Source organism: Streptomyces sp. NPDC048565 (assembly GCF_040650935.1).
Taxonomy (GTDB): Bacteria; Actinomycetota; Actinomycetes; order Streptomycetales; family Streptomycetaceae; genus Streptomyces.
On record NZ_JBEZIH010000009.1, the window covers coordinates 131,400 to 149,618 of the forward strand.

An 18,219-nucleotide genomic window follows, 5' to 3' on the forward strand; every position below is an offset into this window, starting at 1 on the left:
CGCGTGTCGCCGGGGGCGAGCCCGTCCGCCCACGGCGATGCTGGCGCCATGAGCGACCGTCCCACCGCCCCCGTCCCGCCCCGGCTCGCGGGCTGGGAACACCGCACGGAGATGCCGCTCCTCGTCGCGTCCCTGGTCTATCTCGCCGGCTACGCGGTGCATGTCCTGGTGCCGCGCTCCACCGAACCCTGGCGCGGCATCGCCCTCGTGCTGGTGGGCGTCACCTGGCTCCTGTTCGCCGCGGACTACGGCGTCCGGCTGCACCTCAGCGGCCAGGGCGGGCGCTTCGTCCGCACCCACTGGCTGGACACCCTCATCCTCGTGCTGCCGCTGCTGCGCCCTCTGCGGGTGGTCCAGCTCTACACCCGGGTCCAGCTGCACCGGGAGCGGCCACGGCTCAGCCTGCACGCCCGGGTCATGACGTACGCAGGCGCATCGGCGCTGCTGCTGGGCTTCTCCGCCTCGCTCGCGGTGTACCAGCAGGAGCGCGGCGTCCCGGACTCCACGATCCGTACGTTCGGCGACGCGCTGTGGTGGGCCTGCGCGACGCTGACCACGGTGGGCTACGGCGACGCGGTGCCGGTGACGCTGCTGGGGCGGGTGATCGCGGCGGGGCTGATGGCGTGCGGCCTTGCGCTGCTGGGGGCGGTGACGGGGTCGTTCTCGTCCTGGCTGGTTCAGGCGTTCGCCCGGCAGGAGGACAAGAGGCCCCCGGAGAGCGGGTAGCTCTCCGGGGGCCTCTTCACCGGCCTCATGGGGCGGTGATCACACCTGTACGCGACGCTCCACCACGTCGGCGAGCTTGGCGATCGCCTCGTCACGGGCGACGCCGTTCTCCTGCGAGCCGTCGCGGTAGCGGAAGGACACCGTGCCGGCGTTCATGTCGTCGTCGCCGACGATGATCATGAACGGCACCTTGGCGCGCTGATGGTTCCTGATCTTCTTCTGCATCCGGTCCGAGGAGGCGTCCACCTCGACCCGCAGCCCCTTCTTCCGCGCCTCGGCGGCGAACTCCTGGAGGTAGGGGATGTGGGTGTCACCGATCGGGATGCCGACCGCCTGGACGGGGGCGAGCCAGACCGGGAACGCGCCCGCGTAGTGCTCCAGGAGCACCGCGAAGAAGCGCTCGATGGAGCCGAACAGCGCGCGGTGGATCATGACGGGGCGCTGCTTGGTGCCGTCCGGGCCTGTGTACTCCAGGTCGAAGCGCTCGGGCAGGTTGAAGTCGAGCTGCACGGTCGACATCTGCCAGGTACGGCCGATGGCGTCCCGCGCCTGCACCGAGATCTTCGGGCCGTAAAAGGCGGCGCCGCCCGGGTCCGGGACCAGCGGCAGGCCCTGCTTCTCGGCGACCTGCCGCAGCGTCTCGGTGGCCTCTTCCCAGGTTTCGTCGGAGCCGACGAACTTCTCCGGGTCCTTGGTGGACAGCTCCAGGTAGAAGTCGGTCAGACCGTAGTCGCGGAGCAGGTTCAGGACGAAGGTGAGCGTCCGGTCCAGCTCCTCCGCCATCTGCTCCTTGGTGCAGTAGATGTGCGCGTCGTCCTGGGTGAAGCCGCGCGAGCGGGTCAGGCCGTGCACGACACCCGACTTCTCGTACCGGTAGACCGTGCCGAACTCGAAGAGGCGCAGCGGCAGTTCACGGTACGAACGGCCACGCGCGTCGAAGATCAGGTTGTGCATCGGGCAGTTCATCGGCTTGAGGTAGTAGTCCACCCCGTCGTCGAGCTGCATGGGCGGGTACATGCCGTCGGCGTACCAGTCCAGGTGGCCGGACTTCTCGAAGAGCTTGCCCTTGGTGGCGTGCGGCGAGTAGACGAACTCGTAGCCTTCCTCCTCGTGGCGGCGCCGCGAGTAGTCCTCCATGGCCCGGCGGATGACGCCGCCCTTGGGGTGGAAGACCGCGAGACCGGGGCCGATCTCGTCGGGGAAGGAGAAGAGGTCCAGCTCGCTGCCGAGCTTGCGGTGGTCGCGCTTGGCGGCCTCCTCCAGGAACGTCAGATGCGCCTTGAGCTCGTCCTTGGTGGGCCAGGCGGTGCCGTAGATGCGCTGGAGCATCGGGTTCTTCTCGCTGCCCCGCCAGTACGCCGCCGCGTTCCGCATCAGCTTGAACGCGGGGATGTAGCGGGTGGTGGGCAGGTGCGGGCCCCGGCAGAGGTCCTTCCAGCACAGCTCGCCGGTCTTGGCGTCGAGGTTGTCGTAGATGGTCAGCTCGCCGCCGCCCACCTCGACGTCCGCGCCGTCGTCCGAGGACGCGGCGCCCTTGATGCCGATGAGCTCCAGCTTGTACGGCTCGTCGGCGAGCTCCTCGCGGGCGGCATCGTCGGCGACCACCCGGCGGGAGAACCTCTGGCCCCGCTTCTGGATCTCCTGCATCTTCTTCTCGATGGCCTTGAGGTCCTCGGGCGTGAACGGCTTCTCGACGTCGAAGTCGTAGTAGAAGCCGTCCTTGACCGGCGGGCCGATGCCCAGCTTGGCCTCGGGGTGCAGCTCCTGCACGGCCTGCGCCATCACGTGCGCGGTGGAGTGCCGCAGGATGTTCAGGCCGTCATCGGAGGAGATCTCGACGGGCTCGACGACCTCGCCGTCCTTGAGCTCGTACGCGAGGTCCCGCAGCTCGCCGTCGACCCGCGCGGCGACGACGGTGCGCTGCCCGGGGAAGAGCTCGGCGGCCGTCGTGCCCGTCGTCACCACGTGCTCTTCCCGCTCGGAATCGCGTTGGATGATCACACGGACGTCTGACACCGGTCTCTCCTGACTGAGGGGGTGCGTCGCTTTCCACTGGCGCGCGCAAGAGGAATCGTACCGAGCCGGGGGCCCCGGACGCGAAAGGGATACTGCGGACCTGTCCGAGCGGCGTACCGGGCACGGCTCGCGGGTATCACCGAACCGGGCAGAGGAATCCCGTCATCTGCCGTGCAGGCGCGAGGAGTTCGGGGATGATCCATTGGTTCGACGGGCCGTTGGCCGCTTTTGACATCGGGACGACAGGGACGGACGCCGAGGAGGACCGGATCGTGTCGGCCGCTCTCGTCGTCCAGGACGCGACAGGGGGACGGCTCCGCGTCACCCGCTGGCTGGTCAGTCCGGGTATTCCGGTGCCGCCCGGCGCCACCGGGATCCATGGCCTGACCGACGACCATCTCCAGCGCAACGGCCGGTGGCCCGCACCGGTCGTCGAGGAGGTGGCCCTGGCCCTGGCGGAACAGAGCGCGACGGGACGGCCGCTGGTCGTGATGAACGCGCCGTTCGGTCTGACACTGCTGGACCGGGAGCTGAGGCGCCACCGGGCGTCGTCCCTGGCCGGCTATCTGCGGAACAAGCCGCTGCACGTGCTGGACCCCCGGGTGCTCGACAAGCATCTGGACCGCTACCGCAAGGGCCCTCGCACGCCGGCGGACCTGTGCGAGGTGTACGGCGTGACGCCGGACGGCGGGCACGCCGCCGCGGCCGACGCGGCGGCGTCGCTCGAACTGGTGCGGGCCCTGGGACGGCGGTTCTCCGCCCGGCTGGAGCGACTGTCGCCGGCCGAGGTGCACGCGCTCCAGGCCGTGTGGCACGCGGCTCAGGCGCGGGGGCTTCAGGCGTGGTTCGAGAAGAGCGACACACCTGGGCCGGTGGATCCGGCGTGGCCGTTGCGCCCGGAGCTCCCCACGGCGGCCTGACCGGCGCCGGGTACGCGAAAGCCGGTCCGTCGACGTAACCGACGGACCGGCTTTTCCCGGGTGGGCGATACTGGGTTCGAACCAGTGACCTCTTCGGTGTGAACGAAGCGCTCTCCCACTGAGCTAATCGCCCGGGAACGGGTTGAACCATACAGGGCTCGGCGCTCTGCGTTCAAACCGCTACTCAGTCACGGAACTGAGTAGGGGAACGCATGTACGCGGGTGTGGCGGCGGCCACACTCCCGTACATGAGACATGTGCCGCCACCCGCCGAGGAATTGGCCCTCCTCGATCACGAACTGGTCCGGCTGGACGCCCGTCGGCTCCAGCTGCTGAACCGCCGTGCCTGGCTACTGAGCGCGCTGCGCGCACCGGTGGCCACGCCGCCTCCTCCCGCGATGCCCGCTGCCCGGCCGTACGCCCCTGCCGTCACCCACCCCACGGCGGCGCCCGCGCACGGTACGCAGAATGTGCTGCTGGTCCTCGGTGGCCTGCTGCTGGCTGTCGCGGCTGTCGCCTTCACCCTGTTCAGCTGGGGCGAGATGGGCATCGCGGGCCGTTCGGCGGTGCTGGCCGCGGTGACCGCGGGCGCGCTGGCGGCGCCCACGCCGCTGCTGCGCCGTTCGCTGCCCTCGACCGCGGAGGCGGTGGCCGCTCTGGCCCTGGTCCTGACGGTGCTGGACGCGGTCGCCCTGCACGCGGTCGCGGCTCCGGAGACGGACGGGCTCGTGTTCTCCGCGGTCGCGTCGGCGGTACTGGCGGCGGGGTGGACCGGGTACGGGCTGCTGCTCGGTGGGCTGCGGGTACCGCTGCCCGCGGCGGTGGTCGCGGGGCAGCTGGCGCCGGTCCTGACGGCCTGGGCGGCCGGGGCGTCCGCGACCGGCTTCGGCTGGGCGCTGCTGGCGACGGCTGCAGTGGACGTCGCGGTGGCCTCGCGGGGCCGGGGGCTCGCGGTACGGGTCACGGCGTGCGCCGGGGCGTGGCTGACGGGGCTGATCGCGCTGGGCCTGGCTCTGTCGCTGTCCGTGTCGGCCGACGGGGTGCGCGGGGCCCTGGAACCCGGCGCGCTGCTGCTCGCCGGTGCGGCGGTGGCGCTCGCCGGGGCGTGGCGTGCTCCGAAGGAGTTCGCCGTCATCGGGAGCGCCGTGGCGGGCCTCGCGGCGGTGGCAGCGGTGGGCGGCGTGCCGGGTGCGCTGCTGCCGTGGGGCTGGGCGGTGGCGGTCCACCTGCTGTGCGGTGCGGCCCTGACGGTGGTGCTGCTGCTCCGGGTCCCGCAGCCGGTGGTGTGGGGGGTGCTGGCCGCTTCGGCCGCGGTCGTGGCGGGCGCGGTGCTGTGGGCGGCGCCCGTACTCGCCGCCGTGCTGCTGGGGCCTGTGCCGGTGACGCCGGAGGTGTGGTCAGGGGCGCCGGCTGGTCTGCGGGGTGCGCTGGGCCCGTCGATGCCGTGGGCGGGGTCGGCTTCCGCCCCGGTGGTGCTCGCGGTGGCGGCCGGTCTGTCGGCCGCGCTGCACATGAGGTGGCCGCGCGCCCTCCCGGAGAGGGGATGGCGCGTCGCGGCGGCGGCCGGCGGTCTTGTCCTCGGCTGGGGTGCGGTACTGGTGCTGCTCGCCGAGGCGGACGCTCCGTACGCGACGGCCGTGGGCGTGGAGCTGCTGCTGGTCGCGGTGCTGCTGGCCCTCGTGGTGCGCCGGGCGGCCGACACGCTCGCGCTGACCGCCCTGGTGTGTGCGCTGGTGGGGGGCGTGAGCGTGGGACTGCTCGGGCTGGCTTCCGAGCCCGCGACGTATGCGGTGTCAGGGACGCTGATGGTGCTGTCCGGTGCCTCGGCGGCGCTGTCCCGGGTGCCGGCGGTGCGCTCGGTGCTCGCCTGCGCCTCGGTGCCCTGCGCCATCGCCGTCATCTGTGCGGCCGGGACGTCGCTGGGCTGGAGCGCCCCGCACACGGCGCCGCCGGTGCTGGTGGTGACGGCCGCGACGGTACTGCTCGGGGCGCGTGCGGGTGAGCCGGCGGTGGCGGCCTCGGTGGAGCTCGCGGGGGTGTTCGCCGCGCTGGTCGCCGTGGCACTCGCGGTGACGGACGCGCCGTTCCTGGCGCTGGTCCTGGGGCTGTGCGGGGTGCTGGCCGCCGCGACCGCGCTGCGCCCGGAGCGCCGGCGGGTGGCAGGGGGCGCGGCGGGCGCGCTGTTCGTCGCGGCGGCGTGGGTCCTGCTGACGTCCTCCGGGGTGACGGCGCCCGAGGCGTACACGCTGCCGGTGTCCTCGGCCGCGCTCGCGGTGGGGTACGCGCACGCCCGCAGGGACCCGAACGCGTCCTCCTGGATGGCGTACGGTCCTGCGCTCGCGATGACGATGGTGCCGAGCCTCGTGGTGGCATGGACCGACGCCGGCTGGCTGCGGCCCCTGCTGCTGGGCGTGGCGGCGCTGGCCGTCACGCTGGCGGGCGCCCGTCTGCGGCTTCAGGCCCCGCTCGTGGTGGGCGGTGCGGTCCTGGCGCTGGACGGCCTGCACGAGCTGGCCCCGCATGTGGTGCAGGTGTTCGACGCACTCCCCCGCTGGGCGCCCCCGGCGCTCGCCGGGCTGCTGCTGCTCGCGGTCGGTGCGACCTATGAACAGAGGCTGCGCGACGCACGCCGGGTGCGGGCGAGCTTCGGCCGGATGCGCTGAGGCGCCGGCGTCCGCGCGGCGGATCAGCGGGAGAGCTCGCGCGCCCGCACCGCGGTGGCCGCGGCGGCGACGGCCCCGACGACGGGGACGGCCAGCGGCAGCACCAGGGCGCCGGAGAGCACGACGACGGCCATCCCGCAGACGAGCAGGAGGGAGCCGGCCGGGTCGCGTACCGTGTCGCGGCCCGCCTCGGGCAGGAGGGCGCGCCACGGGGTTTCGGGCTCCCAGCAGGAGGCCGCGCGGACCACGGCGACCAGGAGCCCGATCATGGCGAGGATGCCGACGGCGCCCACGAAGGGGCCGCCGGGCAGCCCGGCCCGTACGGCCGCAAGATCCAGCAGGAGCAGTCCCGCGGCTGCCCACACGGCCACGCCGACGAGCCATCCGCCGCGGGCGGCGGCCCAGGCGTCGTCCACGAACTCCCGCAGGCCGCCCCGTTCACCGTCGAGGTAGCGGCGCAGATGCCGGGTCCCCGCGGCGAAGGCGGCGGGGAAGGTGAACAGGGGCAGCGCGGCGACGGCGATCCACACGCCGACGAGCAGACATTCGGAGAACAGGGCGAAGCGTTCCATGACGCGTGAACGCCCGGCCCGTGCAGGGTTCCTGGTGGCCACGGTGTCAGCCCTTCAGGCCCGAGGTGGCCATGCCGTCGATCAGATACCGCTGGAAGGCCACGAAGAAGGCCAGCACCGGGAGCAGGGCCACCAGCGACATGGCGACCATGCCGCCGTAGTCGGCCACCGCGTCCTGGTCGATGAACATCTTCAGTCCCATGGAGACGGTGTACTTGTCCGGCTCGTTGAGGTACAGCAGAGGCCCCATGAAGTCGTTCCAGGCGTTGATGAACGTGAAGATGGCGCTGGTGACGAGCGCAGGCCGGCAGAGCGGCATGACGACGGACCAGTAGGTCCGCAGGTGTCCGCAGCCGTCCAGCCGTGCCGCCTCGTCGAGTTCCTTGGGCAGGCCGCGCATGAACTGCACCATCAGGAAGACGAAGAAGGCGTCGGTGGCCAGGTACTTGCCGATCAGCAGCGGGGTGAAGGTGTTGATCAGCTCCAGCTTCTGGAACAGGACGTACTGCGGAATGATCAGTACGTGGTACGGCAGCAGGAGCGTGCCGATCATGACGGCGAACATGATGTTGCGGCCGGCGAACCGCACCTTCGCGAAGGCGTAGGCGGTCAGCGAGCAGGACAGCACCACGCCGATCACGGAACCGAAGGCGATGTAGGCGGAGTTGAGGAAGAACGTCGAGACCGGGATGTCCGCGATGCCCTCGGTGAGCCGGGCGTAGTTGTCGACGATGGGGTCGGCCGGGAACAGGTCGAGGCCGCCGATGATCTCGGAGCTGGGCTTGAACGAGGCCCCGATCGTCCACGCCACCGGGTAGAGGACCACGGCGAGGATGACGAGCGCGCCCAGGTGCCAGGCGAGCGCGCCGGGCCCCCGGCGCCGTACGGCTGCGTAGCGGAGACTCATCGGCCGCCCTCCTCGTAGTGCACCCAGCGCTTCTGGGACCGGAACAGCACGGCGGTGACCAGGCCGACCGCGAGGAGCAGCAGCCAGCCCATGGCCGAGGCGAATCCCATGCGGCTGTTCACGAAGCCTTGTTCGTACAGGTAGCAGGTGTAGACGAGCGTCGCGTCGGCCGGGCCGCAGCTGCCGTTGCTGACGATGTAGGCCGAGCCGAAGATCTGGAACGAGTGGATGGTCTCCAGCAGGACGTTGAAGAACAGGACGGGCGAGATCATGGGCAGGGTGATGCTGAAGAACCTGCGCCAGGGACCCGCGCCGTCCACCTCGGCCGCCTCGTAGAGCTCGCGCGGCACCTGTTTGAGGCCGGCCAGGAAGATGACCATCGGCGCGCCGAACTGCCAGACGGTGAGGGCGATCAGCGCGTAGATGATCATCGCGGGGTCGCCGATCCAGCCGCCGGCGTCGACCCCGAACACCTTCTGCGTACGGTCGACGATCGCGTCGTCCGAGAACAGGGCACGCCAGACGATGGCCGCCGAGACGCTCGCGCCGATCAGTGAGGGGGCGTAGAAGGCCGCCCGGTAGAAGGACTGGCCCCAGCGCTTCCGGGAGAGCAGCATGGCGACGGCCAGCGCGGCGGCCAGCTTGACCGGGGTACCGATCAGCACGTACCAGGAGGTGACCTTGACCGACTGGCGCCAGCGGGGGTCGGCGAACATGTCGGAGAAGTTCTGGAGGCCGATCCAGCGTGGCGCGTCGAACAGGTTGTACTCGGTGAACGACAGGTACAGCGAGACCACCATCGGCCCGGCGATCAGGAACAGGAAGCCCGCGATCCAGGGCGACATGAACAGATAGCCGGCCAGGTTCTCGCCCCGGTCCCGCCGCCTCGGGGCGGCGGACGGGGCGTCTCCTCCGGGGCCGTCCCGCTCGGTGGCGGAGCGGTCGTCCCCGGCGGCGAGCACGCCCGGTGAGGGTTGGATGTGAGTCACCGCGGTCCTCTCAGTTCGAGGCGAGGGCGGTCTTCGCCTCGGAGAAGAACTGCTGCACCGCGTCCTTCGGCGAGGCCTTGCCCAGGGACAGGTCCCCGCCGATGCGCAGGAAGGCGGCCTCGACGACGTCGGCACCTGCCGGGTGCGGGGTGATGGGCTCCAGCAGACCCGCGTCCGCGATCTTCGTCTCGTACTCGGCGATCGCCTTGTTCGGCGCGTCGGTGGGCTGGTAGGCCTCGAACTGGGCGGTGGTGGCGGGCACTCCGCGGTCGTAGCCCATGATCCGGGCGACCTCCGGGTCCTGCGTCATGAAGCTGATGAAGACCGCGACCTCGGCCGGGTGCTTGGTGCGTGCCGTGCCGCTCAGCATCAGGGAGCCGAGATACTGGCCGGTCTTCTTGCCGTCGGTGCTGGGTATGGGGGCGAGGCCGTAGGAGCCCTTGCCCTCCGCGCTGTAGCGGACGGAGAAGTTGTCCCAGTTGAACTCGCTCGCGGACAGCCCCTTCGCGAGCGCGAGGGCGGGCTTGATCTGCTCGATCTTGTTGGGGTCGGTGTAGACCCCGGCCTTCACGCGCGCGAGTGCCTCGGTCCAGTAGGGCAGGAGCTCGGCCTCGCCGAAGCCCATGCCGTCCTCGGTGAAGAAGGCCTTGCCGTTCTGGCGGAGTATCAGGTCGTAGAGGTACATCACGCCGTGCGGTCCCGAGTCACCCGCGAGCCCCTGGCCGCTCCTGATCTTCCGCATTCCCGCGTACCAGTCGTCCCAGGTCCAGCCGATCTCCGGCGTGACCCCCGCCTTCTCGTACGCCCGTTCGTCGATGACCAGGGCCATCGAGTTGCTGCCCACCGGGACGCCGGTCAGCTTGCCGTCGATCTCCGCGAACTTCTCCAGCCCTGCGCGGAAGCCGTCCAGGTCGAGGTTGCCCTTCTCCGCCTGGGGCTTGAGGTCGAGAAGGACGTTCTTCGCCTCGTACTTGCGTAAGAAGGTCACGGCGTTCTGGATGACGTCCGGGGGGTTGCCGCCGGCCGCCTGCGTGTTGAACTTCTTCCAGAAGTCCGCGTACTGCTGGAAGTCCGTCTTCACCTTGATCTTCGGATGCTTCTTCTCGAAGAGGGCGACGCACTGCTGAACCTTCTTCGCACGGTCGTCCGCGCCCCACCACGCGTGCCGGATGGTGACCGGACCGCCGGAACCACTGCCGCCCGAACCACAGCCGGCCGCGGTCAGCCCGAGACCGGCCCCAGCGAGGCCGGTGAGCTTCAGCAGCTGCCGCCGGTCCATGCCGTTGTTCCGAGACATAGCTCGCCCCCACCAGTCGACATTGAATCGTTTTAGAAAGCGCTTGCCGGGTCAAAGTAGGGAGCACCGAGGGGCGCGTCAACGGTTAGGACGAAATTTCGACGGCCGGACGACGGGTCGAACGCGTGATGGGCGCGGCAGCGACGGAGGCACGCGGAAAAGCCGATGGCCCGGAAGCTTCTCTGAAGCTTCCGGGCCATCGGTCCGGGGTGGGCGATACTGGGTTCGAACCAGTGACCTCTTCGGTGTGAACGAAGCGCTCTCCCACTGAGCTAATCGCCCCGGCGCACGGCACACATTACCCCATGTCAGCGGCGCCACGGGACCATCAGCGGGTCATTGCTCGATCTTCCACGGCATCACCACGCCGAACTTCCAGACGTAGATCCCGACGAGCACCGCGATGATCACGAGCCCCACCGTGGTGAGGATGATGTTGCGTCGTCTGACCTTCGGATCGAGCGCGCGCTGAGCGGCTTCGGTGACCTTGCGGCGGGTCCAGCGCAGGACGAGCTGCGCCCAGACGAACTCGGTCGCCCAGATCGCCATGCCGCCGAAGATCACCAGCCACCCCGGACCGGGCAGCGGAAGCATCACGATGCCCGTCCCGACGACGGCCAGACCGACGACGAAGATCCCCACCTGCCAGCTCAGGTGAAGCACCCTCGACGCCCGGATGAACCCGGGTGCCCGCGAGCCGAGCTCACGCTCCTCCGCGCTTCCGTCCCCCGCCGCGGAACCGGTGGCCACCGTCGCGGCGACCTCGTCCCGCTCGTCACTCTCCGCGTTCATGAAGGCCAACCTACCGGAACCTCGATCGTCACCGGAATGGACGCATGACCCAAAGTTACACACCTCTGCACGAGCGGCCCGAAGCATCACAAATGGGTCAGAGGGGTTTACAACGGCACCGTAGGTGGCATGTCGATTTCGCCGACGTGCGAATCCCCGAGCGCACACTGAGCGAAAGGCCCTGGCGCTTATGAACACCACGGTCAGCTGCGAGCTGCACCTGCGCCTCGTTGTGTCGAGCGAGTCCTCACTGCCTGTACCCGCGGGCCTGCGGTATGACACGGCCGATCCCTATGCCGTGCACGCCACCTTCCACACCGGAGCGGAGGAGACGGTCGAATGGGTTTTCGCCCGTGACCTCCTTGCCGAGGGGCTGCACCGGCCCACCGGCACCGGAGACGTCCGCGTCTGGCCATCACGTAGTCACGGCCAAGGCGTCGTATGCATCGCGCTGAGCTCCCCGGAGGGCGAAGCCCTGCTGGAAGCCCCGGCGAGAGCCCTGGAGTCGTTCCTGAAAAGGACCGACGCCGCGGTCCCGCCCGGCACCGAGCATCGTCACTTCGACCTCGATACGGAGCTCTCGCACATCCTGGCCGAGAGCTGAGCCAGGCAGAGAGCTGCGGGACGCCGTCCGACTCGGGGAGACGGCGTCGCGCGGACAACCTCATAGGGCACACCGGCGCCGTCGCCGCGGAACCCACCGCGGCGGCGGCGCCGCACGTCGGGCGGGGCGGGACGTCCGGCGGGGCGGGCGCGCGTCGGGCCGGCGGGGGCGGCGGCGCGGGGCCTGCGGGCACCAACCGCCTCACACGCGCCACCCGCATCACACGCACCACGCACCTCGCCTCCGCCACCGGAAGGGGCCTCCCGGCCGCCAGGAGGCCCCGCACGCTCCGTCGGCACCGACCGGCCGGGAAAAGGGGCCGCACTCCCCCTTCGGGCCCGCACCGACCCCTGGGCGCCCTCGCCGAGCCAGTAGAGTCAGCCCGCATCGGCGGGCACCCGCCCGCCGGAGGCCAGGGAGCGAAGCGTGCTGATCCCACACGACACCCGGATCGCCCTCGAAACGGTGGTCGATCTGGTGAACACCGCACCGGACGACGACACGGGCGACGGGCTCGCGGAGCTCACCGCTCTCTACGCCTTCGCGGAACGCCACCGCGTGAGCGGCGTCGGCGACCTCGGCGACAAGGACCTGCGGGCCGTGCACGACGTACGGGCCCGATTCGCGGAGATATTCGCCGCGCCCGACGCCCGTACGGCCGCCGACCTCGTCAACACCCTGGTGGCCGCGGCCGGCACCACCCCGCAGCTCACGAACCACGACGGCTACGACTGGCACGTCCACTACTTCGCGCCGGACGCCTCCGTCGCCGACCACCTCGCGGCCGACTGCGGCATGGCCCTGGCCTTCATCGTCGTGGCGGGCGAGCAGGACCGGCTGCGGCGCTGCGAGGCCCCGGACTGCCGGGACGCCTTCGTCGACCTGTCGCGCAACCGCTCCCGCCGCTACTGCTCCAGCCGCACCTGCGGCAACCGGCTCCATGTCGCCGCCTACCGGGCCAGGCGCCGGGAGGCGGCACGCTGAGCCGTCCCGCGTGCGTCCGCCCCCGAGGGAGGCGGACGCCCCAGCGGGACGGTGGGGATCCGGGCCGAGCGGCCGCTCACAGCAGGAACAGATCGTGCAGGGCGGCCATCAAGAGCAGGCCGCCGACCACGGTCAGGAAAATCATCAGCGGCGGCTGGGAAAGCGCGAAGAGGCAGCCACGCGGCTCTTCGGCGGGGGGTACGGGGACGTCGCCCCGGGATGTGTCCACCATCTCGTAGCGATCATGACTCAGAGCCGCCCCTGTTGGCGATCAACAAAGCCTTTCGCGGGGCGAGTTCGACCTCTCCAGGATGAACGGATTCGTTCCGGCGTCCGAAGATCCCTCATGCGTTCGCGCGGCACACCTCCCCCGGTGTCCCTCCTTCGCTCGTCCGGCCCGTCGCCGGACAGAGACCGGGGTCAGCGTGGGGCGGCGCTCGACGCGCGTACGACGAGTTCGGGCTGGAGGACCACGCTGCGGTGCCGGTGGCCGCCGGCCTCGTCGTCCGCCTCCTCCAGCAGGAGCTCGGCGGCCATCCTGCCCATCACCACGGCGGGCTGCCTGACCGAGGTGAGGGGTACGGCGGCGGCCGCGGCGAACTCGATGTCGTCGTAGCCGACGATGGCGACGTCCTGCGGCACCCGCACACCGGCGGCGTAGAGGGACTGCAGGACGCCGAGCGCCAGCAGGTCGTTGGCGCAGAACACGGCGGTCGGCCGGGGTACGAGCCCGAGCAGCCTGGCCCCGGCGTCGCGCCCCGCCGCCACGTCGAGGCGGTCGGAGGGGATCTCCACGAGCGCCTCGGGGCCGAGACCCGCCTCGGCGAGCGCCGCGAGGGCACCCTCGCGGCGGTCCCTGATCTGGTGGAGATCACCGGGTCCGCTCACATAGGCGACGGAGCGGTGGCCCGCCGAGACCAGATGCCCGACGGCGAGCATGCCGCCGCGTACGTCGTCCACGGAGACGGCGCAGCTGTCGGTGGACGACGCCACCCGGTCGACCAGCACGTAGGGGATCCGGTGGCGGGCGAAGGCCTCTAGGTTGCCGCCGGTGGCGTCGGCCGGGGTGACCAGCACCCCGCAGACCCGCTGCTCGGCGAAGAGCCCGAGATATTCGGCCTCCTCCTCCGGGCTCTGGCCGCTGTTGCAGACCATCACGCCCAGACCGGCGTCCCGCGCCGCACGCTCGGCACCGCGGGCGACATCGACGAAGAACGGGTTGCCCATGTCAAGCACGAGCAGGGCCATGATGCGGCTACGGCCCGCCCTGAGCTGCCTGGCGGACTCGCTGCGTACGTATCCGAGTTCCTCGATCGCCGCCAGCACTCGGGCCCGGGTGTCGGGGAGTACCGCGTCGGGGCGGTTGATCACGTTGGAGACCGTGCCCACCGAGACTCCGGCCTGCCGGGCCACGTCCTTGATGCCTGCCACACGCCCCACTTGTCCTGCCCCACTGCTGCATCCGGCCACGCCGCCGCGTTGAATTGTTTCAATCCGCTCGGGACGCTAACCGCATCCCCGGGACACCGTCAAGATCGGGGCGCCACAACCCGCGCCGCAACCCGAATATACCGAGGTCCTGACACCCATCGGAGCACCCCGTCACGCACGGCGGGGCATGAATCGATTCACACCCGATGCGGACCCCGCCGACCGCAGCAGCCCGGACGCCGGTCCGGCGGTCAGATCCCGTGCTTCTTCAGGATGGCCTCGATGTCGCTGAAGTCCTCGCCGGGCGCGGCGGCCTGCTGCTTCTTCCTGGGCCTGTCCTGCGTCTGCTTCTGCCGCCCCTGGGGCTGCGAGCCCGTCGCCGCGGCTCCCGACCCGGAGGTCAGCGAGGGTGACGAGGCAGCCGGCTCGACCGCGGCGCCCTGCTCCGCCGCCCGCGCGGCCTTGCGCTCCTTGCGGGTCGAGCCGCTGCGGCGCTCCACGGCGCGCGTGGTCATGAAGAGCAGCCAGGCCACGGCCAGCAGCCCGAAGCCGAGCCAGACGCCCGGCTTGAAGACGATGCCCGACACCCACTCGACGACACCGGTCATCACCAGACCGACGGGCACCAGGGAGTAGGCGGCGATACGGGTCGCCGCGAGGAACCGCTTCCGGTAGGCGGTGATCGCGGCTATGCCCAAACCGGCCGCCGACACCGCGGAACAGATCGTCTCGGCAAGCATCGGGGCCTCCAGCAATCGGGATACGTCACTTCCATCCTGCACCGACGACCACCCCGGAAGCCACGTCGTGGGACCACATCAGGGACATTTCAGGGCCGCGGTCCTCCCCAGGTCCCGATTGGGAAGCGCGGGACCGGCCTGGAAGACTGACGCCATGAGCGATTCCCCCTCCGCAGCACCGGTCGTCCTCGACCTCTGGTGCGAGCTCGAATGCCCCGACTGCCATCGGGCCCTCTCCGACGTCCACGCCCTGCGCGCCCGCTACGGCGAGCGGCTGGAGGTCCGGCTGCGCCACTTCCCGCTGGAGAAGCACAAGCACGCGTACGCGGCGGCGCAGGCGGCCGAGGAGGCGGTCGTCCAGGGCAAGGGGTGGCCGTACATCGAGGCGGTCCTGGCCAGGACCGCCGACCTGGCCCGTGCCGGTGAGCCCCTGCTGATCGAGCTTGCGGGCGAACTCGGACTGGATGCCGAGGAGTTCGACACCGCCCTGATCGACGGCCGGCATCTGCTGATCGTGGACGCGGACCAGGCCGAGGGCAAGGCGATCGGCGTCACCGGCACCCCCACCTATGTGATCGGTGAGGAGCGGCTGGACGGCGGGAAGAGCCAGGAAGGGCTGCGCGCGCGCATCGAGGAGATCGCCGACCGCCTGCTCGCCGGCCAGGACTGAGCGGCCGGCCGCCGGCCGGCTACAGCGCCTTGGCCAGGTTGTACCGCGTCACCTCGTACCCGAGCGATTCGTACAGCCGCAGCGCGGGCGTGTTGGACGCGAAGACATGCAGGCCGAGCAGGCCCAGACCGGCGTCGAGTGTGATGTCCTCCGCGAGGTGCATCAGCGCCCGGCCGTACCCGCGCCCCCGGTACTCCTCGCGCACCTCCACGTCGAACACATAACCAAGTTCGTCGCCGTCGCTGTCGCCGTCCGGCGCCTCACGCCTGGCCACCCAGACATGGCCGACGACCGCGCCGTCGTGGACGAGGACGTGGAAGTACATGCCACGGGTGGCCAGGCCGTCCGGCAGGGTCGTGGCGTGATCCGTCTCGGTCTTGTGCCGGGCCTGCTCCTCCGGCACACCGCGCTCCATCCACTCCCGCGCGTACGTCTCGGCACTGGTGGCCTCCCACGCGGCGAACTCCTCCTCCGTCATCGGACGCCCAAAGACCCCGGCCGGCAGCGCGGGAGCGGTCCGGCGGAGGGTCTTGAGCATGTTCCGGCTGCGCTCGGTGTAGCCGAGCACGGTCGCCAGCGCCTGGGCGGCGTCGTTGCCCGCGGGGGCCACCAGGCGGACCTGGGTGCAGCCCCAGCCGCGCAGCACCTCCTCGGCGGCGAGCGCGGCGATGGTCCCGCGTCCGTGCCTGCGGTGCGCCTCCTCGATGCCGAGCGACCGGAGTATGCCCGCCGATGGCCCGAACGCCGGGTCGGTGGAGATGCCGACGGCTCCCACGGGCCGCCCGTTGTCGCACACGTCGTACGTGCGAGCCCGCGCGCCGTCGGCGCCTTGCTGTACCGGTCCAGCCGGCCTGATGGTCGTGGTCATTCAGAGTGTTGTACCCGCTGGAGGGCGGGCCGGTCACCCTCTTTACGGATTCCGGCGCCCCCGGCCGCGCTCGCGGCCGGCTCGGCTCAGGGGTCGAGATCGTCCCCGGCACGCTCGTCGAAGACCCGCATGGCCTTCGCCGTCACGGGCCCCGGGGCGCCGGACAGCTCCCGCCCGTCGACCCGGTGGACGGCCTGGATGTCGCGGAGCGTGGACGTCAGGAAGATCTCGTCGGCCCGCTCCAGCACGTCCAGCGGCAGGTCGGTCTCCTGCGCGCCCGTCCACTCCACGGTGAGCGCGCGGGTGATCCCGGCGAGGCACCCCGAGGCGACGGGAGGCGTGTGGATCCGGCCGTCCAGGACGACGAACACATTGGATCCGGTGCCCTCGCAGAGCCGGCCGGCCGTGTTGGGGAACAGCGCCTCCGACGCGCCCTGCTCGTGGGCGCGCGCGAGCGCGACGACGTTCTCGGCGTACGAGGTGGTCTTCAGGCCCGTCACCGCGCCGCGTTCGTTCCGCGTCCAGGGGACGGTGACCACGGCCGTGCTGTCGGGGCGGCGCGCCGCCTCGCCCATCGCGACGACGAGGCTGGGCCCCGCGTCGCCACGGTCGGAGCCGAGCGGGGAGAGGCCGCCGGTGAAGGTGATCCGTAGCCTGCCGAGCTCCATGGGTCCTGCTGCCCCGATGACGTCCTTCACCGCGCGGCGTACCTCGTCGTGATCGGGGTCGGTCAGGCCCAGGCCCCTGGCCGAGCGTGTCAGCCGGTCGAGGTGCCGGGTGAGGGCGAAGGGCCGGCCCCCTGCGACCCTGACCGTCTCGAAGACGCCGTCCCCCACTGTCAGCCCGTGATCGAGCACGGACAGCCGGGCGTCATCGGCGTCCCGCAGTCCGCCGTTGACCCAGATCCTCATGACGCGGTCCTTCCTGCTTCCTGGTGGGTGCCCGACGCTACAGCGAGCAGCCGGGAGGCCTTGAGTTCGGTCTCGGCCCATTCACGGGCCGGGTCGGATCCCCAGGTGATGCCTGCTCCGGTACCGAAGCGCAGGAGGGGACCCGGCCCGGTGCGGTCGATCCAGAAGGTCCGTATGCCGACCGCGAGCTCCGCGGTGCCCCGGTCGGCGTCCACCCAGCCGACCGCCCCGCAGTACGGGCCGCGGGGGGCCGTCTCCAGAGCCTCGATGATCCGCAGCGCGCTGGACTTGGGCGCACCGGTGACGGACCCGGGCGGGAACGCCGCGGTGAGCAGCTCCGGCCACCCGGCGCCCTCGGCGAGCCGTCCGCGCACGGTGGAGACGAGATGGACGAGCCCCGGGTGCTTCTCCACGGCGCAGAGTCCGGGAACGCTCACACTGCCGGGTGCGCAGACCCGGCCCAGGTCGTTGCGGACCAGGTCCACGATCATCACGTTCTCGGCGTGATCCTTCTCCAGCAGGTCGGCCTCGGTGCGCCCGGTGCCCTTGATCGGCCCGGACTCGACCGTCCGGCCGTCGCGCGAGAGGAAGAGCTCGGGGGACGCGGTGGCGATCTCCACCCCATGCCGTGGGAGCCGGATCGTGCCCGCGTACGGCGCCGGGTTGCCCCGGGCGAGCAGCGCGGTGAGCGCGTCCACGTCGGCGGCCCGGTCGCCGGGCAGCGGCGCGGACATGACCCTGCAGAGGTTGGCCTGGTAGACCTCACCGGTCGCGATGTGTTCACGGATCCGCCGTACGCCGGCCATGTAGGCACGCTTGCCGAGGGAGGACGTCCAGTCCTCGGGGGCGGGTCCTCGCCAGGCTCCGGGCACGGGGAGGGGGACCTCTTCCGGCCGGACGGTGGCGAAGCGGGCACAGACAAGACGGCCCTCGAAATCAGCACATACCGCCCAGAAGCCGGATGATTCCAGGGCGCTGGGGTCGCTCGTGACATCCAGCAACCCCGAGGCGACGAGGTCACCGAAGCGGGCAAGGGGGGTGAGGTGGCGCACGCGACCGAGTCTAGGACCGTCCCGTCCCGCCCGGCGGATCGGCGCACGACGACCCCCGCGGCGGCGGGCGGTGACCT

The 18,219-nt window shown here is 71.2% G+C and carries 18 protein-coding genes and 2 tRNA genes; 6 read left to right on the forward strand and 14 right to left on the reverse strand.

What is annotated here, in order from left to right; translation table 11 throughout:
• Window positions 1-48 precede the first annotated feature (48 nt).
• Entirely contained in the window at window positions 49-726 is a 678-nt protein-coding gene (locus AB0C75_RS13820) for a potassium channel family protein (RefSeq protein ID WP_362890309.1), read from the forward strand.
• 39 nt (window positions 727-765) lie between these two features.
• Here AB0C75_RS13820 and thrS read toward each other — a convergent pair whose 3' ends face one another.
• Window positions 766-2,742 carry a threonine--tRNA ligase gene (thrS, locus tag AB0C75_RS13825; RefSeq protein ID WP_362890311.1) on the reverse strand — a complete coding sequence of 659 codons (1,977 nt, stop codon included), beginning with the start codon at window positions 2,740-2,742 and terminating at the stop codon, window positions 766-768.
• A gap of 194 nt (window positions 2,743-2,936) precedes the next feature.
• Here thrS and AB0C75_RS13830 point away from each other — a divergent pair, with 194 nt between their 5' ends.
• Window positions 2,937-3,662, forward strand: a complete 726-nt coding sequence (locus AB0C75_RS13830) for a 3'-5' exonuclease (protein WP_362890313.1) — start codon at window positions 2,937-2,939, stop codon at window positions 3,660-3,662.
• 61 nt (window positions 3,663-3,723) lie between these two features.
• Here the strand turns inward: AB0C75_RS13830 and AB0C75_RS13835 are convergent.
• Window positions 3,724-3,795: transfer RNA gene (locus AB0C75_RS13835), tRNA-Val, on the reverse strand.
• A gap of 115 nt (window positions 3,796-3,910) precedes the next feature.
• Between AB0C75_RS13835 and AB0C75_RS13840 the strand changes: the two genes are divergently transcribed.
• Window positions 3,911-6,325: a hypothetical protein gene (locus AB0C75_RS13840; RefSeq protein WP_362890315.1), complete on the forward strand. Its 2,415-nt coding sequence runs from the start codon at window positions 3,911-3,913 to the stop codon at window positions 6,323-6,325.
• Between the two features lie 23 nt (window positions 6,326-6,348).
• Here the strand turns inward: AB0C75_RS13840 and AB0C75_RS13845 are convergent, their stop codons facing one another.
• From AB0C75_RS13845 to AB0C75_RS13870, 6 genes are all read right to left on the reverse strand, one after another.
• Window positions 6,349-6,897, reverse strand: coding sequence for a hypothetical protein (locus AB0C75_RS13845; RefSeq protein ID WP_362890478.1), 549 nt, complete (start codon window positions 6,895-6,897; stop codon window positions 6,349-6,351).
• Window positions 6,898-6,943: 46 nt separating this feature from the next.
• The gene (locus AB0C75_RS13850; protein WP_362890317.1) at window positions 6,944-7,804 is read right to left on the reverse strand and encodes a carbohydrate ABC transporter permease; all 861 of its coding nucleotides are present in this window, start codon (window positions 7,802-7,804) and stop codon (window positions 6,944-6,946) included.
• On the reverse strand, window positions 7,801-8,793 hold the full coding sequence (locus AB0C75_RS13855; RefSeq protein WP_362890319.1) for a sugar ABC transporter permease: 993 nt from the start codon (window positions 8,791-8,793) through the stop codon (window positions 7,801-7,803). The genes AB0C75_RS13850 and AB0C75_RS13855 overlap by 4 nt, the downstream gene beginning before the upstream one ends.
• Window positions 8,794-8,803: 10 nt before the next feature.
• Entirely contained in the window at window positions 8,804-10,090 is a 1,287-nt protein-coding gene (locus AB0C75_RS13860; protein WP_362890321.1) for an extracellular solute-binding protein, read from the reverse strand.
• A gap of 210 nt (window positions 10,091-10,300) precedes the next feature.
• Window positions 10,301-10,372 (reverse strand) — tRNA-Val (locus tag AB0C75_RS13865).
• A gap of 54 nt (window positions 10,373-10,426) precedes the next feature.
• Window positions 10,427-10,882: a TIGR02611 family protein gene (locus tag AB0C75_RS13870; protein ID WP_362890323.1), complete on the reverse strand. Its 456-nt coding sequence runs from the start codon at window positions 10,880-10,882 to the stop codon at window positions 10,427-10,429.
• A 190-nt stretch (window positions 10,883-11,072) separates the two neighbouring features.
• On the opposite strand from AB0C75_RS13870, the gene AB0C75_RS13875 reads away from it, so the two are divergent.
• Window positions 11,073-11,486 (forward strand): SsgA family sporulation/cell division regulator, encoded by a 414-nt coding sequence (locus AB0C75_RS13875; protein WP_003959770.1) that lies wholly within the window; start codon window positions 11,073-11,075, stop codon window positions 11,484-11,486.
• 426 nt (window positions 11,487-11,912) lie between these two features.
• Entirely contained in the window at window positions 11,913-12,470 is a 558-nt protein-coding gene (locus tag AB0C75_RS13880; protein WP_362890324.1) for a CGNR zinc finger domain-containing protein, read from the forward strand.
• A gap of 76 nt (window positions 12,471-12,546) precedes the next feature.
• Here AB0C75_RS13880 and AB0C75_RS13885 read toward each other — a convergent pair whose 3' ends face one another.
• The 3 genes from AB0C75_RS13885 to AB0C75_RS13895 all read right to left on the reverse strand — a co-directional run bounded on the left by AB0C75_RS13885 (window position 12,547) and on the right by AB0C75_RS13895 (window position 14,641).
• Complete coding sequence (locus AB0C75_RS13885) at window positions 12,547-12,702, reverse strand: hypothetical protein (RefSeq protein ID WP_362890326.1); 156 nt, start codon at window positions 12,700-12,702, stop codon at window positions 12,547-12,549.
• Between the two features lie 188 nt (window positions 12,703-12,890).
• Window positions 12,891-13,910: a LacI family DNA-binding transcriptional regulator gene (locus tag AB0C75_RS13890; RefSeq protein WP_362890328.1), complete on the reverse strand. Its 1,020-nt coding sequence runs from the start codon at window positions 13,908-13,910 to the stop codon at window positions 12,891-12,893.
• A gap of 242 nt (window positions 13,911-14,152) precedes the next feature.
• The gene (locus AB0C75_RS13895; RefSeq protein WP_362890330.1) at window positions 14,153-14,641 is read right to left on the reverse strand and encodes a hypothetical protein; all 489 of its coding nucleotides are present in this window, start codon (window positions 14,639-14,641) and stop codon (window positions 14,153-14,155) included.
• 154 nt (window positions 14,642-14,795) lie between these two features.
• On the opposite strand from AB0C75_RS13895, the gene AB0C75_RS13900 reads away from it, so the two are divergent.
• Window positions 14,796-15,311 (forward strand): DsbA family protein, encoded by a 516-nt coding sequence (locus AB0C75_RS13900; RefSeq protein ID WP_362890332.1) that lies wholly within the window; start codon window positions 14,796-14,798, stop codon window positions 15,309-15,311.
• Between the two features lie 19 nt (window positions 15,312-15,330).
• Here AB0C75_RS13900 and AB0C75_RS13905 read toward each other — a convergent pair whose 3' ends face one another.
• The 3 genes from AB0C75_RS13905 to AB0C75_RS13915 form a co-directional block, all read right to left on the reverse strand.
• Complete coding sequence (locus AB0C75_RS13905; protein ID WP_362890334.1) at window positions 15,331-16,179, reverse strand: GNAT family N-acetyltransferase; 849 nt, start codon at window positions 16,177-16,179, stop codon at window positions 15,331-15,333.
• Between the two features lie 86 nt (window positions 16,180-16,265).
• Window positions 16,266-17,090 carry an aminodeoxychorismate lyase gene (locus tag AB0C75_RS13910; RefSeq protein WP_362890336.1) on the reverse strand — a complete coding sequence of 275 codons (825 nt, stop codon included), beginning with the start codon at window positions 17,088-17,090 and terminating at the stop codon, window positions 16,266-16,268.
• The gene (locus AB0C75_RS13915) at window positions 17,087-18,142 is read right to left on the reverse strand and encodes a chorismate-binding protein (RefSeq protein ID WP_362890338.1); all 1,056 of its coding nucleotides are present in this window, start codon (window positions 18,140-18,142) and stop codon (window positions 17,087-17,089) included. The genes AB0C75_RS13910 and AB0C75_RS13915 overlap by 4 nt, the downstream gene beginning before the upstream one ends.
• Window positions 18,143-18,219: the final 77 nt, after the last annotated feature.

Bases quoted from the DNA above. Each gene is read 5' to 3' on its own strand.
- AB0C75_RS13905 (WP_362890334.1), bottom strand. From the start codon at position 16,179: ATGACCACGACCATCAGGCCGGCTGGACCGGTACAGCAAGGCGCCGAC.
- AB0C75_RS13860 (WP_362890321.1), bottom strand. From the start codon at position 10,090: ATGTCTCGGAACAACGGCATGGACCGGCGGCAGCTGCTGAAGCTCACC.
- AB0C75_RS13875 (WP_003959770.1), top strand. From the start codon at position 11,073: ATGAACACCACGGTCAGCTGCGAGCTGCACCTGCGCCTCGTTGTGTCG.
- AB0C75_RS13845 (WP_362890478.1), bottom strand. From the start codon at position 6,897: ATGGAACGCTTCGCCCTGTTCTCCGAATGTCTGCTCGTCGGCGTGTGG.
- AB0C75_RS13820 (WP_362890309.1), top strand. From the start codon at position 49: ATGAGCGACCGTCCCACCGCCCCCGTCCCGCCCCGGCTCGCGGGCTGG.
- AB0C75_RS13900 (WP_362890332.1), top strand. From the start codon at position 14,796: ATGAGCGATTCCCCCTCCGCAGCACCGGTCGTCCTCGACCTCTGGTGC.
- AB0C75_RS13910 (WP_362890336.1), bottom strand. From the start codon at position 17,090: ATGAGGATCTGGGTCAACGGCGGACTGCGGGACGCCGATGACGCCCGG.
- AB0C75_RS13830 (WP_362890313.1), top strand. From the start codon at position 2,937: ATGATCCATTGGTTCGACGGGCCGTTGGCCGCTTTTGACATCGGGACG.
- AB0C75_RS13840 (WP_362890315.1), top strand. From the start codon at position 3,911: ATGAGACATGTGCCGCCACCCGCCGAGGAATTGGCCCTCCTCGATCAC.
- AB0C75_RS13850 (WP_362890317.1), bottom strand. From the start codon at position 7,804: ATGAGTCTCCGCTACGCAGCCGTACGGCGCCGGGGGCCCGGCGCGCTC.
- AB0C75_RS13895 (WP_362890330.1), bottom strand. From the start codon at position 14,641: ATGCTTGCCGAGACGATCTGTTCCGCGGTGTCGGCGGCCGGTTTGGGC.
- AB0C75_RS13870 (WP_362890323.1), bottom strand. From the start codon at position 10,882: ATGAACGCGGAGAGTGACGAGCGGGACGAGGTCGCCGCGACGGTGGCC.
- AB0C75_RS13885 (WP_362890326.1), bottom strand. From the start codon at position 12,702: ATGGTGGACACATCCCGGGGCGACGTCCCCGTACCCCCCGCCGAAGAG.